The organism is Aquitalea pelogenes, assembly GCF_041914625.1.
In the GTDB taxonomy this organism is placed as follows: Bacteria; Pseudomonadota; Gammaproteobacteria; order Burkholderiales; family Chromobacteriaceae; genus Aquitalea; species Aquitalea pelogenes.
This window is the reverse complement of record NZ_JAYSDA010000003.1, coordinates 230,071-246,233: the sequence shown is the minus strand read 5'-3', so window position 1 is coordinate 246,233 and position 16,163 is coordinate 230,071. Positions and strand designations below refer to the sequence as shown.

Annotated in this window: 13 protein-coding genes; 5 read left to right on the top strand and 8 right to left on the bottom strand. The window is 56.5% G+C overall.

Annotation, left to right across the window (positions count from 1 at the left end; translation table 11 throughout):
* Positions 1–162 precede the first annotated feature (162 nt).
* The 3 genes from ACE3SE_RS04445 to pmbA form a co-directional block, all read right to left on the bottom strand.
* Positions 163–657, bottom strand: coding sequence for a disulfide bond formation protein B (locus tag ACE3SE_RS04445; protein ID WP_275575731.1), 495 nt, complete (start codon positions 655–657; stop codon positions 163–165).
* Between the two features lie 60 nt (positions 658–717).
* Positions 718–1,857, bottom strand: coding sequence for a patatin-like phospholipase family protein (locus ACE3SE_RS04440; RefSeq protein WP_374554046.1), 1,140 nt, complete (start codon positions 1,855–1,857; stop codon positions 718–720).
* 154 nt (positions 1,858–2,011) lie between these two features.
* Positions 2,012–3,370, bottom strand: a complete 1,359-nt coding sequence (gene pmbA / locus ACE3SE_RS04435) for a metalloprotease PmbA (RefSeq protein ID WP_374554045.1) — start codon at positions 3,368–3,370, stop codon at positions 2,012–2,014.
* A gap of 127 nt (positions 3,371–3,497) precedes the next feature.
* Here pmbA and yjgA point away from each other — a divergent pair, with 127 nt between their 5' ends.
* From yjgA to trpC, 4 genes are all read left to right on the top strand, one after another.
* Positions 3,498–4,067 carry a ribosome biogenesis factor YjgA gene (yjgA, locus tag ACE3SE_RS04430; protein ID WP_045848063.1) on the top strand — a complete coding sequence of 190 codons (570 nt, stop codon included), beginning with the start codon at positions 3,498–3,500 and terminating at the stop codon, positions 4,065–4,067.
* Positions 4,067–4,648: a molybdopterin adenylyltransferase gene (gene mog, locus ACE3SE_RS04425; RefSeq protein WP_374554044.1), complete on the top strand. Its 582-nt coding sequence runs from the start codon at positions 4,067–4,069 to the stop codon at positions 4,646–4,648. The genes yjgA and mog overlap by 1 nt, the downstream gene beginning before the upstream one ends.
* Positions 4,648–5,598 carry a YheT family hydrolase gene (locus ACE3SE_RS04420; RefSeq protein ID WP_374554043.1) on the top strand — a complete coding sequence of 317 codons (951 nt, stop codon included), beginning with the start codon at positions 4,648–4,650 and terminating at the stop codon, positions 5,596–5,598. Before mog ends, ACE3SE_RS04420 begins: the two co-directional genes overlap by 1 nt.
* Before the next feature lie 103 nt (positions 5,599–5,701).
* Positions 5,702–6,499 (top strand): indole-3-glycerol phosphate synthase TrpC, encoded by a 798-nt coding sequence (gene trpC, locus ACE3SE_RS04415; RefSeq protein ID WP_374554042.1) that lies wholly within the window; start codon positions 5,702–5,704, stop codon positions 6,497–6,499.
* An 82-nt stretch (positions 6,500–6,581) separates the two neighbouring features.
* On the opposite strand, the gene ACE3SE_RS04410 is transcribed toward trpC, so the two are convergent.
* Positions 6,582–8,741, bottom strand: a complete 2,160-nt coding sequence (locus tag ACE3SE_RS04410; RefSeq protein ID WP_374554041.1) for a patatin-like phospholipase family protein — start codon at positions 8,739–8,741, stop codon at positions 6,582–6,584.
* Positions 8,742–8,987: 246 nt separating this feature from the next.
* On the opposite strand from ACE3SE_RS04410, the gene ACE3SE_RS04405 reads away from it, so the two are divergent.
* Positions 8,988–10,427 (top strand): PilZ domain-containing protein, encoded by a 1,440-nt coding sequence (locus ACE3SE_RS04405; RefSeq protein WP_231588916.1) that lies wholly within the window; start codon positions 8,988–8,990, stop codon positions 10,425–10,427.
* Positions 10,428–10,501: 74 nt separating this feature from the next.
* Here the strand turns inward: ACE3SE_RS04405 and ACE3SE_RS04400 are convergent, their stop codons facing one another.
* The 4 genes from ACE3SE_RS04400 to ACE3SE_RS04385 all read right to left on the bottom strand — a co-directional run bounded on the left by ACE3SE_RS04400 (position 10,502) and on the right by ACE3SE_RS04385 (position 16,155).
* Positions 10,502–11,704, bottom strand: coding sequence for an acetyl-CoA C-acyltransferase (locus tag ACE3SE_RS04400; protein ID WP_062789004.1), 1,203 nt, complete (start codon positions 11,702–11,704; stop codon positions 10,502–10,504).
* 65 nt (positions 11,705–11,769) lie between these two features.
* The gene (locus ACE3SE_RS04395; RefSeq protein ID WP_374554040.1) at positions 11,770–14,145 is read right to left on the bottom strand and encodes a 3-hydroxyacyl-CoA dehydrogenase/enoyl-CoA hydratase family protein; all 2,376 of its coding nucleotides are present in this window, start codon (positions 14,143–14,145) and stop codon (positions 11,770–11,772) included.
* A gap of 123 nt (positions 14,146–14,268) precedes the next feature.
* Complete coding sequence (locus ACE3SE_RS04390; protein WP_374554039.1) at positions 14,269–15,600, bottom strand: OmpP1/FadL family transporter; 1,332 nt, start codon at positions 15,598–15,600, stop codon at positions 14,269–14,271.
* 174 nt (positions 15,601–15,774) lie between these two features.
* On the bottom strand, positions 15,775–16,155 hold the full coding sequence (locus ACE3SE_RS04385; RefSeq protein ID WP_062789005.1) for an acyl-CoA thioesterase: 381 nt from the start codon (positions 16,153–16,155) through the stop codon (positions 15,775–15,777).
* Positions 16,156–16,163 lie beyond the last annotated feature (8 nt).

The following is a 16,163-nucleotide window of genomic DNA, read 5'->3' as shown; positions in this document are numbered from 1 at the left end:
CCGGCCTGTCACGCCGGGGGTCGCGGGTTCGAGTCCCGTCCACTCCGCCAATAATCAAAAAGCAGCCATCGGCTGCTTTTTTGCATTCAGACCATACCCCTCCCCAATAAAAAAGCCGGCATTTCGCTGCATGCGAAATACCGGCTTGATCAGTTGTTTGCTTCAGGATTTACGAAACGCCAACCACAGTTGCAGCACAATCACACCGACAAAGAATACCGCCACCCAGAACGGCATTGCCTGCCCCAGGAAGGTCCAGTCAACCTTGGCACACTCGCCACTACCTTTGAATACCTTGGACAGCACATCCCACATCGGTGAGGTTTCCATCAGGTAATCCAGGCCAGGCCCACAAGCAGGAACCATGTCCTCAGGTAGGCTTTGCAACCACAACTGACGCAAAGACACCGCGCCACCAGCCATCGCCGCCAGCACGCCCAATACACCCCAAACCCTGTAACCAGTACGCCCCGGGTTATGCAGGGCAGCCAGCAAGGCAATGATACCGACCGAGATCACCCCTACCCGCTGGAAAATGCACAAGGGGCATGGCTCCAGATGCAATACGTATTGCGAATAAAGGGCAAAGGCCATTGCAGCGGCGCAGCCGACTGCGACCAGAAAAAAACCCTGTCTGCGTGATAAACGAATACTCACAACTTCCCCTTGTCTTTGTATTGGGCTTGAAAATGGAACATCTAGGATTTTAGTCCTGATTCAAAGTTCCAGAAATTGTCTGATGGCATCTTTCTGTGCCAGCGCATCCTTATAACCGAGTGCAATCAGCGCGCGACAATAACCCGGTTCAAACAGCAAATAAGTGGCCAAGGTCATGCCGCGTTGTTTGGTTCCACCTGCACCCTTCATCAGAAAGCGCAGCACGGGTGGAAATTCATGGGCGTACTGGTAGGCAATGCTCTCCAGTGACTGACTGGGACTGAGCATGAAAATATCCACCTGTTTGAGGCTGGTCTGAGCACATAATTCCTCATGCCCTTGCAGCAGGGATACCGTGTGATTCACCCGCAGCAGACGCTCCATGTCCATGGACATGCTGTCAACAAACACACTATTGAGCAGATGACCAAAAATCTGCGCTGGCGAGGGTGCAACACCGGCAGCGCGACGCTCTACCGCCTGAGGACGCTGACTGGTGAGGCCGACAATGAACAATTTGTCAGCACCCAGATGCAAGGCTGGTGACAAAGGCGTCATCTGCCGGATGGCACCATCGCAATAATGCAGTTTGCCAATCTGGGTGGAAGGAAAAATCAGCGGAATGGCCGAGGTCGCCATCAGGTGATCCAGGCCGATTTTTTCCCGCAACCCCATGCGCTGATGGCGATTCCACTCATCTATCTGCGGCTGTCCCTGAAAAAACGTCACCGACATTCCGGTTGTAAAACAGGATGCCGTCAGTGCCAAAGCCTGCAATGCCCCCTGCTGCAACGAGTGCTCGATGCCATCAAATGGCATGACCTTGCCCAGGAATTCACGTAAGGGCGAATTATCCAGAAAGCTTTTCGGGTTGTGCCAGCCATGGCCACCGGTTGCAATGGAAATGCCAAAGTGGAAAAAGGTTTTGATGAAATAGGAAAGGCTGGCATCGTAAACATCATGGATGTGGAGGTTCTTCCACATCTGCGCAAGGTAGTGCACTGCTTGCCGGTAATTGGCAGCACCGGAGGCCACCGCCACCGCATTGATTGCCCCTGCTGATGTGCCACAGATAATGGGGAAAGGATTCACATCCGGATCGGGCAACATGCGCGAAATGGCCAGCAGCACGCCGGCCTGATAGGCCGCTCTGGCACCGCCTCCCGACAGCACCAGGCCGATATTGCATTTCCCCGCCATCTTGCACCTCGCTACGGATGCTTTTTCATCCATTCAGGAATAGCTGCCCACCAGCCACTTTGGCAAGAACGGAAATGCCTGACAGAACGATGAAGGGTAGCCTGTTTGCCACCCTGCCTGCCTTGCAGCAAGGTAGCAAACGCTTGAGGACAGCTTAATCCTCGCCAGCCACCATCATGGACTCGATCAGCACCGAACCCATCACCTTGCCACCACGCGACAGGGTGTCCGTGCCCACGGCAACCATGCGGCTGAACATGTCGCGCAAATTGCCGGCGATGGTGATTTCTTCTACCGGATAGGCGATCACCCCGTTCTCCACCCAGAAGCCAGCCGCTCCGCGCGAGTAGTCACCTGTGACGGTATTAATGCCATGACCCAACAGTTCGGTAACCAGCAGGCCGGTACCCACCTGCTGCAACAGCTCGGCAAAGCTTTCACCGGTGGTATGCACCAGCAGATTATGCGGCCCACCGGCATTGCCGGTTGATTGCATACCCAGCTTGCGTGCGGAATAGCTGGCCAGCATGTAACCCTGCAACACACCCTGATCAATCAGGCGTCGCGCCGAGGTTTCCACCCCTTCGCTGTCAAACGCGCCACTGGACATGCCACGCAGTACAAACGGGTCTTCATCAATGATGATGTTGGGATGGAACACCTGCTGCCCCAAGGCATCCAGCAGGAAAGACGATTTGCGGTACAGGTTGCCACCGCTGATGGCGGAAACCAGATGACCAATCAACGACGCCGCAACCGGCGCTTCAAACAGCACCGGGTACTGACCTGTTTTTACGCGGCGTGCCGACAAACGACGTACGGCTCGTTCGCCCGCGGTCCGGCCTACCTTGATCGGGTCATCCAGATCATCCGGATGACGAGCGGCCGAATACCAGTAATCCCGCTGCATGGAGCCAGCCTCCTCCGCCACCACCGCAGCAGAGATGCTGTGACGGCTACCCGGATAGCCCGCCATGAAACCATTGCTGTTGGCGTAGATGAAGTGACTGGCCTGCGCCGATACTGAAGCCCCTTCGGAATTGCTGATCCGCGCATCCACCCCGCGTGCGGCATCTTCGCAGTGGCGTGCCAGATCAATGGCCTGCTCGACAGACAGCTGCCACGGATGGAACAGATCCAGATCCGGAAAATCCGTTGCCAGCAATTGGCGATCCGCCAGGCCGGCACAAGCATCTTCTGCAGTAAACCTGGCAATATCCAGTGCAGCCTTCACAGTGTCCCGCAGGGCTTGATCTGAAAAATCCGAGGTACTGGCGTGGCCCTTTTTCTGTCCCAGATAAACAGTGACCGAAACGCCTTTGTCCTGATTGTATTCAATGGTTTCCACTTCACCCAGGCGCACGCTTACCGTCTGGCCCAAGCCTTCCGACACATCGGTCTCGGCAGCCGTCGCCCCTTGCTGACGCGCCAGGTCCAGTACCCGACTGGCGATGTCCTGCAATACGTCCTTACTGAAACTGAAAGTGTTGTCTGCCAATGTTTTATCTACCATGATGAATGTTGCTTTGCCGATGACGCATTATTGCCGTGACAGCAACACGCCATGCGAGTTTGCGCGGGAATCGGCCCGCCTTTTCCGGTATCATACCAGCCTTGAAAACCGTAGAGACTGTTGAACGATGACTGATTACCAGAACGACAACCTGCCCGATGGCATGGTCAGCAAATCCCAGCGCAAACGCGACATGGATGCGCTGCAAGACCTGGGCAAGGAGCTGGTCGAACTCTCCAAGGATACGCTGAAGAAAATGCAGCTGCCGGAGGATTTGCTCACTGCCATTCTGGACTACAAACGCTTTACCGCCCACGGCGCACTACGCCGTCAGCTGCAATACATCGGCAAGCTGATGCGAGACATCGACCCGGAACCCATTCGCCAGTACCTGCTGGTCATCAAGGGCGAGTCGGCCGAACACATCGCCTGGCAGCATTTGCTGGAACGCTGGCGCGAGCGCCTGATGAGCGACGATAAAATGTCCGCCACCTTCATCAACGAATTCCCCGGCGTGGATGCACAGCAGCTGCGCACCCTGATTCGCAATGCACGCAAGGAACAGGCTGAAAGCAAGCCGCCAAAATCCTTCCGCCTGCTGTTCCAGCTGATCAAGCAAGCCATTCCGGAACCGGGCAAGCCGCGTCAACAATCTGCTGATGCTGCCGCCGATGATGTCGAAGGAGAAGAGGAATAATGCTGAAGATCGGACTGGTATCAGTTTCGGATCGCGCCAGTAGCGGCGTATATCAGGATCAGGGCATTCCCGCCTTGCAAGACTGGCTGGCCAGCGCCTTGAGCAACCCGTTTGCCACAGAAACCCGCCTGATTGCCGATGAGCAGGCAGTCATCGAAGACACCCTGCGCCAACTGGTGGATGAAGAAGGCTGCCAACTGGTGCTGACCACGGGTGGCACCGGTCCGGCACCGCGCGATGTGACACCGGATGCCACCCTGGCGGTGGCAGATCGCGAAATGCCCGGCTTTGGTGAACAGATGCGCCAGATCAGCCTGCGCTTTGTGCCCACTGCCATTCTGTCCCGTCAGCTTGGCGTCATCCGCAAGAGTTCGCTGATCCTCAATTTGCCCGGCCAGCCCAAGGCCATCAAGGAAACACTGGAAGGCCTGAAAAACGAACAGGGCGAATCCATCGTCCCAGGCATCTTTGCCGCCGTTCCCTACTGCATCGACCTGCTTGGCGGACCGTATATCGAAACCCGTCCGGAAGTCATCAAGGCATTCCGGCCCAAATCGGCCCAGAAACCACAAACAGTCTGATGCGCTACACCGCACCACCGTGGCTGCCAGAAGGACATAGCCAAACCATCTGGCCCGCCCTGATGATTCGTACACCACGCCCCCACTATCGGCGTGAACAGTGGCCCACCCCGGATGGCGGCAGCATTGTGCTGGATTTTGTCGACGGCAAGCCAGGCAGCCCGCTGGTGGTGCTGTTTCACGGGCTGGAAGGCAGTAGCGACAGCCACTATGCCCGCGCCCTGATGCACGCACTGACCGGGCTGGGCTGGCACGGCGTGGTTCCGCACTTTCGCGGCTGCGGTGGCATCGACAACCCTTTGCCACGCGCTTACCACGCCGGTGATGCGGATGAAATCCGCTGGATTCTGCAAAAACTGGCCATCCGCTACCCTGTCATGGCAGTTGCCGCCGTTTCGCTGGGCGGCAGCATGCTGCTGAACTATCTGGCCTGCGAGGGTGAACAGGCCATCCCCCGTGCGGCGGCAGCCATTTCTGCCCCGCTGGATCTGGTGGCTGCCAGCACCCGGCTGGACCGTGGCCTGGGTCGATTGCTGTATACCCGCATGTTCATGAACACGCTCAAACCCAAGGCCCTGGCCACCTTGCAACGTCATCCCGGCCTGTTTGATGGCCAGAAACTGCGCAAGGCGCGTACCTTCATCGAGTTTGACGACCTGGTCACCGCCCCGCTGCACGGCTACGGTACCGCACTGAACTACTGGACCAGCGCCAGCAGCAAGTCACGCTTGCAGTTGATCAGCTGCCCCACCCTGATTCTCAATGCCAGGAATGACCCCTTCCTGCCGGCAAGCGCCCTGCCCGCCAGGCACGAAGCCAGCCCGGCGGTGCAATTGGAGTTCCCCGCAGACGGCGGCCATGTCGGCTTTGTCAGCGGACGTTTTCCCGGCCACATCAACTGGCTGCCACAACGCATTCTGGACTTCTTCAAACCCCATCTGCAGGTTTGAAACCAAAGCCTTGCCTGTTCACCAGCCGAGCGCGCATTGCCAAAGCCCGCACAGTTCTGCATGATGTCCGTTTTGGCTGAACGCATCATCACAGGCTTACAGAATGTCAGACATCCTCAATACCATTGTTGCCACCAAACATCAGGAAGTCTCTGCCGCCCTGCAGCAGCGCCCGCTAAGTGCGGTACGCGAGGCTGCCGAAGCACGCAGCACCGACAAGCGCGACTTTGTTGCCGCCATGCGTGCCAAGCATGTATTGGGCCAGCCGGCAGTCATTGCTGAAATCAAGAAAGCCAGCCCCAGCAAAGGCATCATCCGCGCCGACTTTGATCCGCCCGCCATTGCCAGGAGCTATGCCACCGCTGGTGCCGCCTGCTTGTCGGTACTGACCGACAAGCAGTACTTCCAGGGCGATGCCAGTTACCTGGAAGCTGCCCGCGCCGCCTGCCATTTGCCGGTACTGCGCAAAGACTTCATGGTGGACGAATACCAGCTGTATGAAGCTCGCGCCATGGGTGCCGACTGCATCTTGCTGATTGCCGCTGCCCTGCCGCTGGCGCAGATGCGCGATTTCGAGGCCCTGTCACGCGAACTGGGCATGGCCGTATTGGTGGAGGTTCACAACGAGGACGAGCTGGAACAGGCCTTGCAACTGGAAACCGAGCTGATCGGGGTGAATAACCGGAATCTGCGCACCTTCGAAGTGAGCTTGACCACCACGCTGAAATTGCTGCCCGAAATCAGCAACGGGCGCATTGCTGTCACCGAAAGTGGCATTTTGACCCAGGACGATGTCCGACTGATGCGCAGCCATCAGGTGCATAGCTTCCTGGTTGGCGAAGCCTTCATGCGCCAGGATGACCCCGGTGCGGCCTTGTCCGACTTGTTTTTCCCCGCTTAAGCGTAAGCCCGCTCATAAACCGGTCTTCACCTGGACAGCAAAACGGCCACTATTACAGTGGCCGTTTTTGCTTTGGGCAACATCAATAATCCGCACCCAGGTAGAGATAACCGCTTAACTTGCCGTTACGGGCATTGCCTACCCCCAGAAAGAATGGCCCCAGAATGGTATCCGCAGCCAGGAACACAGACCCGGCAGGTATCCATGGGGTATTGCTGCCATTGAATGGATTACCCCACACCCTTCCTACCTCGGCAGACATCCCGGCATACAAGCCGCTACCCAGGACCGAGGGCAAGGATGAAGCGCGCCAGTAAACCATCAGGCGGGATAGCGACACCTTTTCTCCCAGCAATTCGCCTGCCTGATAACCGGTCAGGTTCAGAAATCCACCAAGGGATTCCAAGCGGTAGTCATCTTGCTTGCGATTGACAATGCCCCGCATTTTGCCTGTCAGACGGAAAGTAATGTCACCAAAGGTTTTGACACCCTCCACCACTGCATCGTAATCGCGGCTGGCAGTATAGCTGCCAAGTGCGGGCAAGGAAGAAGTAAAGACCGTACTCATGAAATAGCCGGAACGGGGCCACCGCGGATTATCAAACTGGTCGATGACAAAGCGGCTGCGGATACCGGCATAGCTGTGGTAGACGGTGGATGACAGCAAGGGAAACTGCCCCTGCGACAGATAACTTTCCACTCTGGAATCAAACAATCCCAGCCTCAGCTCGCCGAAACGGCCAAGCACCGTGCCGATATCGGCATTGACCGACGCAACGTCATTACTGACTTCTGCATATTTGATGTGATTGTCATCATAAAAAGACAATGGCTGCACGTGATAGCTGAAGGAAGCCGCAGCAAACAAGGGGCTGTCATAAGACCAGGGCTGATACAGCTCGGTCTTGAACAGCTTGTCCTTGCCAATGGCCATTTCATTACGCCATGAACCTCCCGCAGCATTCAGCCAGTTACGCTGATGCGCAGCCAGGAAGGTGAAACTGGAATCACCAGGTGTCGAGCTGTTGAGACTGAGGCCGAAGTGAACGGCATTCGGCCCGATACTCTTCTCCAGCGGCATCACTGTCATCACATGGCGGCCATTCCTGTCATCAATGGCATAACTGAGCTGATCGTAGTCACCCGAAGCAAACACATTACGCAATTTCTGGCGAATATCATCCACAGCCTCTCCATCCTTGAAGTTGGCAATGCTGCTGGCCAGCCCCTCGGTATTGACAAAGTGGCTATCGGATTTCACCTGGACAACATCCACGCGCGGATGCTCCGGCAACTGCAAACGCTGACGCCAGGCCGCATAGCGCTCGGCACTGATGGCAAACTGGCTCAGCTGGGCTGCCTGTGCACTCGCCGCTTCGCTACCACGCTTGATGATGGCCTGGTTATCACCAAACGAAGCGGCACTGAAACCATCCAGGTCTGGACGAATCAGCACATCCCCCGGCTTGAGCAAAGCCATTTGCTCCTTGACGTTCCGGCTCACCATCAGATTGCTGGTTTGCGCCACCACATCGAACAGACTGTTGATCTGGTCCTTGGTAAGCGGCGGAGTGCCAACATCCACCACAATCAGATTCCGTGCACATTGACGGGCATCCTGGATGGGAAGATTGCGCGCCAGCCCGCCATCCACCAGCAGACGACCATTTGTTTCCACCAGGTCAAACAGTCCTGGCACAGCCATGCTGGCCCGCAAGGCTTCCGCCAGCGGGCCCTTGTCAAAAACCACGGCCTCGCCATTGGCCAGATCGGTAGCAACCGCACGGAAGGGAATGGGTAATTGATCGAAGGAATCCAGCTGACGATCGCGCGTCAGCTTGCGGATGAACATTTCGATTTCCTGCGAGTTGATGGCGCTACGCGGCACGCGCAACTGCCCTCCTTGCAGACCGAAAGTGATATCCAGATAGTTTTTGTAGTCGTCGCGCTTCTTGTCGTAAGGAATTTCAGTGCGGGGCAGCCGGCCGGACAGCATCTGATCCCAGTTGGCATTGTTGAAATCCGTGGCCATCTGATCCAAATCCAGCCCATTGGCATACATCCCACCAATCAGGGCCCCAGCACTTGTGCCAGCGATGCAGCGAATGGGAACATGCAGGCGCTGCAACTCACGCAATACGCCAAGATGGGCAAAGCCACGCGCTCCGCCACCGCCAAGCACCACGCCCACGCCTTCATCCGGTGCCAGTTCAAAGGCCAGCGCGGGTGTGACATGCAGCATGCACAGAGCGGCAAGTATGATTCTGCTCAGAAAGCGGACAAATCTTTTCAGACAAACATGCATATTCGGTAAAAAAGGAAAAATTGCTATTTCACCCACGCATCCGGTGACGTAAGATATAGTGACATACATTCGATAAAACATAGAGCCCAACAAAGCTAAGGCACAATGTTCGATTTTAAATCTCTGGTCAGTTCCCTGCTCACAAAAAACTCTCTGGCAACAGGTATTGCGCAATCCGCTACCATGCTGGTGAGGGACCTGCCGCAGACAGAATACTTTACCGCCCTGGTTGAAATCATCAAGGCCATCTCCAAAATCAACGCGGACACCGACACCCCGTTGAAGGAGCGTATCAAGACCCTGGTTTATGTGGACGACAAAGCCCACAACATTCACCACCAGCTGTGCCAGGATTTCCTGGCCGCCACGCCAGGCAGCAAGAACTACCTGCCCACCATTCTTGCCTTCTGGCATGAACTGGCCAATGCCTACCAGATTTGCCTGCGCCTGTATCAGGCAGCTCCGAATACCGCGCTGGAAGCGGATATCCGCCTGATCACTGCACGCGGCCTGCATCACCAGATGCGCCTGATCGCGTGGAATTCACTGCGTTACCTGAAACCGGAAGGGTCGGTCTGGCAACAAGGCTTCCGCTTTTATATGCAGGCTGAAGAAGCCGGCGTTGCCCGCACGCCCTTGATGCTGTATCCGGACTCCAAGGTTGAGGTCAGCTGTGAACAATTACTGCTGCAGGGCTGCATGCTGTATCTGGCGCAAACAGACAATATGCTGCACCGGGAAATCATCGCGGTAGACCAACTGATGATGCCGCTTAGCCAGGGTATTCATCTGGAAAAGCAGCCCCCCATCCAGGAGCCGGTTTTTGTCGTCAATCTGAGCATGCCTGAGCATCCGCAACCCATCCTGCGCGGCATGGCCGGCAAGTGGCTGCGTTACTGGTCCACCAACGACCTGACCAGCCGGCTTGCCGACCTGATGTTTGATCTGGACCGCTCGGTACCACCCGTCCTGCGCGCGCTGGATGCCAAGCTGGAACGGGAAGAATGGCTGGCCCTGTGTGAAAAGCTGGCCATCCGCTGGTCGGATGATGGTGGCAAATCCTTGCGCAAGTCTGAGCGCTCGCTGCACAGCTCGGCCGCACAAGTCACCATCGGCTTCGAACGCGCCGCCTTTGCCGTCAAGATTCAGGACATTGAAAACAATAGTGCCAACTCCATCCAGGAGTGGAAGGTCAACGATATCAGCAGCACCGGGATGGGCCTGACCTTTGTTGGCAAGAGCGTTGAACAGCTTGCCATTGGTCGTATCGTGCTGGTCAAGACCGAGAGCCATCCCCTGTTGCTGGGTGCCATCCGCCGCATCTTGCGGCAGCAGAATGGCACGCGGGTCGGGATTGAAATACTGGGGCAAAACCCGGTTGGTGTTTCCCTGAGCGAGCCCGGTGGTAATCGTGACCAGCCCACCACTGCCATCTATATTACCCAGCCGAATTCACGCAAGGGTCAACGCTGGTTCCTGATGCCCAAGCCACTGGCCGAACCGGGCCGGGAGCAGATTCTCACGGCACAGGGCAAGTCTTACCTGATTCGCCTGAAAACGCCGCAGCAAGAATTCGAAGACTGCAGCAACAGTGATTTTGACACCTTGTCAAAGGTTGACTGAACAACTCCATCCAAATCGCAAGCAGAAACAAAAAACGCCCGTCAAACGGGCGTTTTTCATGCTTGGGTACTTGTTTACAGCACTTCGATAATGCCTGCCGCACCCATGCCGGTACCGATACACATGGTGACCATGCCGTAGCCCTGCTGGCCGGCATTACGCATGCCATGCACCAGCGTTGCGGTACGGATGGCACCCGTAGCGCCCAAGGGGTGACCCAGGGCAATGGCACCACCATGCGGGTTGATCTTGCTGGTATCCAGCGCCAGATCACGCGTCACGGCCAATGCTTGCGCAGCAAAAGCTTCGTTCAGCTCGATCCATTTCAGATCATCCTGTGTGATACCAGCTTGCTGGCAGGCAGCCGGGATAGCTTCTTTCGGGCCGATACCCATGATTTCCGGCGGCACACCCTTCACCGCGAAGGTGACATAGCGTGCCAGCGGCACCAGGTTGAATTCCTTCAGTACGCGCTCGGACACCAGAATCACCGCGCCGGCACCGTCGGACATTTGCGAAGAGTTACCGGCGGTCACCGAGCCCTTGGCATCAAACACGGTTTTCAACTTGGCCAGGCCTTCCAGCGTGGTCTCGCGACGCGGACCTTCGTCGGTATCCAGCAGCCTGGTCTTACTGATGACTTCACCGGTTTCCAGATTCGGGGTGCGATAAGTCACCTCCAGCGGGGTGATTTCGCTCTTGAAGGCACCGGAATCAATGGCGGCGATGGCACGGCGATGCGACTCGACGGCAAAAGCGTCCTGGTCTTCACGCGACACACCCCACTGCTGGGCTACTTTTTCTGCCGTCAGGCCCATGCCGTAAGCGATGGCATAGTTCTCATCCTTGGCAAAAATTTCCGGGTTCAGCGATACCTTGTTACCCATCATCGGCACTAGCGACATGGACTCGGCACCCGCGGCAATCACCACGTCGGCCTCACCCAGGCGAATGCGGTCAGCCGCCATCTGTACGGCATTGATACCGGACGAGCAGTAACGGTTGATGGTGATACCACCAACGGTATTGGGCAGCCCCGCCAACAGCACGCCGATACGCGCCATATTCAGGCCCTGCTCCGCCTCAGGAAATGCGCAACCCACCACGCAGTCGGAAATCAGTTTCGGATCCAGCGTCGGCACCTGGGCCAGCGCGCCGGTAATCACATGCGCCAGCATGTCATCCGGACGCACATGACGCATCATGCCACGCGGTGCCTTGCCCACCGGGGTACGGGTGGCAGCGACGATATAAGCTTCCTGTACTTGCTTGACCATTTTTCAATCTCCTTGCAGCCGACGGCTCCGCCCCTCGCGGCCGTCGGTCTGATGCATTGTTCGTATTAGTTGCGCAGCGGTTTGCCGGTGGTGAGCATGTTGGCAATGCGATCCTGGGTTTTGGAATTTTGCAGCAGGGTCATGAAGGCCTTGCGTTCCAGATCCAGAATCCACTGCTCGTTCACCAGCGTACCGGCCTCAACATCACCACCGGTCATGACATCGGCGATTTGCGAAGCAATGAAGAAGTCATGCTGGGAGATGAAATTCCCTTCCAGCATATTGATCAGCGAGCCCTTGATGGAAGCGGCGCCAGAGCGGCCAGCCACCGGGAAGCCCTTCACTTTCAGCGGCGGGCGATAGCCGGATTCAGCCATGGCCAGCGCTTGCTGCTTGGCGACATACAGCAGTTCGTAAGCATTGAATACCACCGGATCGCCCTTGCGGAAGAAGCCGATTTCCTGTGCTTCCTGACCGCTGGTGGCCACCTTGGCAGTGGCAATCGCCATGAAGTAATCCTTCAGTGCGGCCAACACATCACCCTTGGCTTCCTGTGCGGCACGCAAGGCGAATTCCTTGCAACCACCACCGCCCGGCAACAGGCCAACACCCACTTCCACCAGACCAACATAGGATTCCAATGCCGCAACGGTCTTGTCGCAGTGCATGGCAAATTCGCAACCACCGCCGAACACATAGCCTTGAGTCGCGGCTACGGTGGGCACCTGGCTGTAACGCAGGCGCATGGAGGTTTCCTGGAAGCGGCGCACGGTAGCGTCAATGGCAGCCCAGTCACCCGTCATGAAGGCAGGCAGCATGGATTGCAGATCGGCACCAACAGAGAACGGCTCTTCGGTCTGCCAGATCACCAGCCCCTTGAAGCGCTGCTCTGCAATATCCAGTGCGGTGTTCAAACCGGTGATGACATCCGGGCCAATGGCATGTGCCTTGGACTTGAACGACACTACCAGGATGTCATCGCCCGTGGTGAAGGCACGTACGCCATCGTTTTCGAATACGGTTTCGCCCAGCGGAGCAGCCGCTTCACCCAGCACACGCGCCGGAGCCAACTGGCGTTGGTATACGTCCAGCGTGGAGCGGCCTACCAGGTTCTGACCTGCCGCATTGTAGGAGCCATCCGCAAAATGCACGCCGGCACGGTCGGCCTGCAATGCCCAGGCAGGCAATGCGGCACCGGACAAGGCCTTGCCTGCCTTGATGTCTTCATCAATCCACTGTGCTACCTGCTGCCAACCGGCAGCTTGCCAGGTTTCAAACGGACCAACCGACCAGCCAAAGCCCCAGCGAATGGCAAAATCCACATCACGGGCACAGTTGGCAATATCTGCCAGATGGTAAGAGATGTAATGGAATACATCGCGGAAGCAGGCCCACAGGAACTGTGCCTGCGGATGCTCACTCGCGCGCAGCTGACGGAATTTCTCCGCCGGGTCGGCAATTTTCAGAATGTCCTTGACCGCATCATCACCCTTTTGCCCGCCGCCAACGTATTCGCCGCTGGCCGCGTCGAACACGAACATTTTCTTGCCGTCTTTCTTGTAGATACCAACTTTGGTCTTGGCACCCAGCGCACCGGCTGCAATCAGCTTCTGCAGCCATTCCGGCGATTTGAACAAGCCATGCCACGGGTCACCCGGCAGGGTGTCGTCCATGGTTTTCACTACGTGGGCAAAGGTGTCCAGGCCTACAACGTCGGCAGTACGGAAGGTGGCAGACTTGGGGCGACCCAGGCGCGGGCCGGTCAGATCGTCGACAATATCAAAGCGGATGCCGAATTTTTCGGCATTGGCGATGGTTGCCAGCATGGAGAACACACCAATGCGGTTGGCAACAAAGTTGGGGGTATCCTTGGCACGTACCACACCCTTGCCCAGGGTGGTCACCAGGAAACGCTCCAGATTGTCCAGCATGCCCGCGTCCGACGTTACGCACGGGATGATCTCGACCAGGTGCATGTAACGCGGCGGGTTGAAAAAGTGCACGCCGCAGAAGCGCGGACGCACGGAATCGGGACAGTTCTCGGCCAGCTTGTTGATGGACAGGCCAGAGGTGTTGGTGGCGAAAATGGTGTGTTCGCCCAGATGCGGTGCCACCTTGTGATACAGGTCGGCTTTCCAGTCCATGCGCTCGGCAATGGCCTCGATCACCAGATCACAATCCTTGAGCAGGTGCAGGTGGTCTTCGTAGTTGGCCGGTTCTATGTAACCGACTGCGTCTTTATTGGACAGCGGGGACGGCTTGAGCTTTTTCAGGCCATCCAGTGCCTTGAGCACGATGCCATTCTTGTTGCCTTCTTTGGCCGGCAAATCAAACAGGATGGTCGGCACTTTGGCATTGACCAGATGAGCGGCAATCTGCGCACCCATCACGCCAGCACCCAGCACTGCCACCTTGCGTACATTGAACTTGGTTTGAGACATGGTTTCCTCGTTATGTTGAAACTCATCAATCATGGGGCAGGCCCCTCATGCCTGCCTTGCTTTCGGGCAGCAGCGACCAAGGCCGCCACTGCCCTGCCACGCCCCTAAACCGTTACTGTCTGTTTAGAAGCTGTAGTTGTACTGCAGACCAAGGAATTGCAGATTGGTCTTGTAAGAGCCCTTGGTGGTTTCGCCGTTACCGGTACATGTAGTCGACGTTGTCGTGCAGCTGTCGGTATAGTTGACATTAGCATTCTTGAAGAACACATAAGAGTAGGCAAAATCCAGCGACGACTGCTTGCTCAGCTTGTAGTTGGCACCAAAGGACAACCAGTAGCGGTCGCTATCCGGCAAGGCCGGATGGGTTTCGTCTGCATTCTTGACCGGAGACTGGTCCCAGGCGACACCGGTACGCAGCAGCAGGTTGTCGCTGTAATGGTAATTGGCACCCAGGGACAGCTTGAAGGTATCGCGCCAGCCCTGCTTGATCACCAGGTCGCCTTCACCCGGCTGGCTGAACTTGATATCAATCTGGTCGAGGCGGGAATGGCGGGTCCAGGTCAGGTCGGCCATCAGGTCTACCTTGTCATTCAGCTTGTGGAAGCCATTGACCGAAATGGATTCCGGGGTATCCACTGTTACCGTGCCATCCGAATTTACGTGATGGAAGTTGTTTTGAATCACGGATGCAAACGAACCTGCCGCGCTCAAATCCCAGTACGCCTGTCCATCAAGCTTTTGACGGATATTGGAACGATAGGCAACACCAAAGCGGGTAGCATCATTCAGCTGGTACATGTAGCCAAGATTGAAACCGAAACCCCAGCCATCTGCACTCAAGGCAGCATGGCCATCACCGTTGTGAGGTACACCTGTCAGATCAACCGCCTTGGACAAGTATGCCTTCATGTATTGGGCAGAAACGCCAAAACCAAAGGCATGGTGGTCATCCAGCTTGTAGGACACCGAAGGATTGAAGTTCAGGGTTTCCAGCTTGATGCTTTCCAGCGAATAGCGGCCCGCCCAGGTTTCGCCATAGTTCAGTTCTGCACCAAACGGGACAAATACACCCAGACCAACCGTCCATTTATCATTAATTTGATGCGTTGCATAGAAAGATGGTGCAACTACATAGTCCGGCGCATAGCCACTGGCACTGCCACCGCCAGTCGAAGTTCCGGAATGTGTCTTGGAACCATTATCGGTATAGCTGGAATCCGGCACTACCAGGGTCAGGCCACCGGAGAAGTTGGTGCCAGTCAGACGCGACATGCCTGCCGGATTATAAAAAATGGTGGAAGCGTCGCTGGCTTCTGCGCTATTGGCAAATGCCGTGCCTTGCGCGGAAACGCTTTGCGAGCCGAAGTGGTAACCGGAAGCCAGTGCTGTGGAAGAGAACGCCCCGACGGCAACTCCCATGAGCATCACGGATTGGCTGAGGTGCTTCAGTTTCATGTGTCATCCCTCTCTTGCGAATATATCTGTATGTAGTCCTAGTCGCTTTTTATGTCCGTATTACTACGGATCAATTTGGATACTACCAGAGAATCTAAGCATGTCCACCAAAATAAGAGCGTTTGTTCCAAACGATCGTTTTACACAACAAACAAGCAACAAATACTCTTAAATTCAACCAACTTCCGCCAAGTTTCGCGATTTACCATCAACATCAATTGCCACAAAAGTGGCAATCACTTCCGTGACAAATACCAGCTCGCCATCCAGCCGCTCCGCCTCAACCGATATCTTCAGCGTGACCGACTTTTGCCCCACCCGCAGTCTTTCGACATACAGATTGACCACATCCCCCAGCAAGATGGGGTGGGTGAACTGGAATGCATTCACCGCCACTGTCGCCACCGGCCCCCGCGCCAGGCGCTCTGCATCCAGACTGCCTGCCATGTCGATCTGCCCCATCAGCCAGCCGGCCTGTACCCGCCCATAAGCATTGGTGGCAGTTGGCAGAGCCCGAACCCGCAAGGTTGGCAGGCGAGGTGTAGTGGAATCCATAAGGCGCT

Excerpts from the sequence above, each read along its gene's own strand:
- ACE3SE_RS04390 (WP_374554039.1), bottom strand. The coding sequence starts at position 15,600 with ATGAAACTGAAGCACCTCAGCCAATCCGTGATGCTCATGGGAGTTGCC.
- mog (WP_374554044.1), top strand. The coding sequence starts at position 4,067 with ATGCTGAAGATCGGACTGGTATCAGTTTCGGATCGCGCCAGTAGCGGC.
- ACE3SE_RS04440 (WP_374554046.1), bottom strand. The coding sequence starts at position 1,857 with ATGGCGGGGAAATGCAATATCGGCCTGGTGCTGTCGGGAGGCGGTGCC.
- ACE3SE_RS04400 (WP_062789004.1), bottom strand. The coding sequence starts at position 11,704 with ATGGTCAAGCAAGTACAGGAAGCTTATATCGTCGCTGCCACCCGTACC.
- ACE3SE_RS04395 (WP_374554040.1), bottom strand. The coding sequence starts at position 14,145 with ATGTCTCAAACCAAGTTCAATGTACGCAAGGTGGCAGTGCTGGGTGCT.
- ACE3SE_RS04410 (WP_374554041.1), bottom strand. The coding sequence starts at position 8,741 with ATGCTGCATGTCACACCCGCGCTGGCCTTTGAACTGGCACCGGATGAA.
- ACE3SE_RS04405 (WP_231588916.1), top strand. The coding sequence starts at position 8,988 with ATGCTGGTGAGGGACCTGCCGCAGACAGAATACTTTACCGCCCTGGTT.
- ACE3SE_RS04420 (WP_374554043.1), top strand. The coding sequence starts at position 4,648 with ATGCGCTACACCGCACCACCGTGGCTGCCAGAAGGACATAGCCAAACC.
- pmbA (WP_374554045.1), bottom strand. The coding sequence starts at position 3,370 with ATGGTAGATAAAACATTGGCAGACAACACTTTCAGTTTCAGTAAGGAC.
- ACE3SE_RS04385 (WP_062789005.1), bottom strand. The coding sequence starts at position 16,155 with ATGGATTCCACTACACCTCGCCTGCCAACCTTGCGGGTTCGGGCTCTG.
- yjgA (WP_045848063.1), top strand. The coding sequence starts at position 3,498 with ATGACTGATTACCAGAACGACAACCTGCCCGATGGCATGGTCAGCAAA.
- trpC (WP_374554042.1), top strand. The coding sequence starts at position 5,702 with ATGTCAGACATCCTCAATACCATTGTTGCCACCAAACATCAGGAAGTC.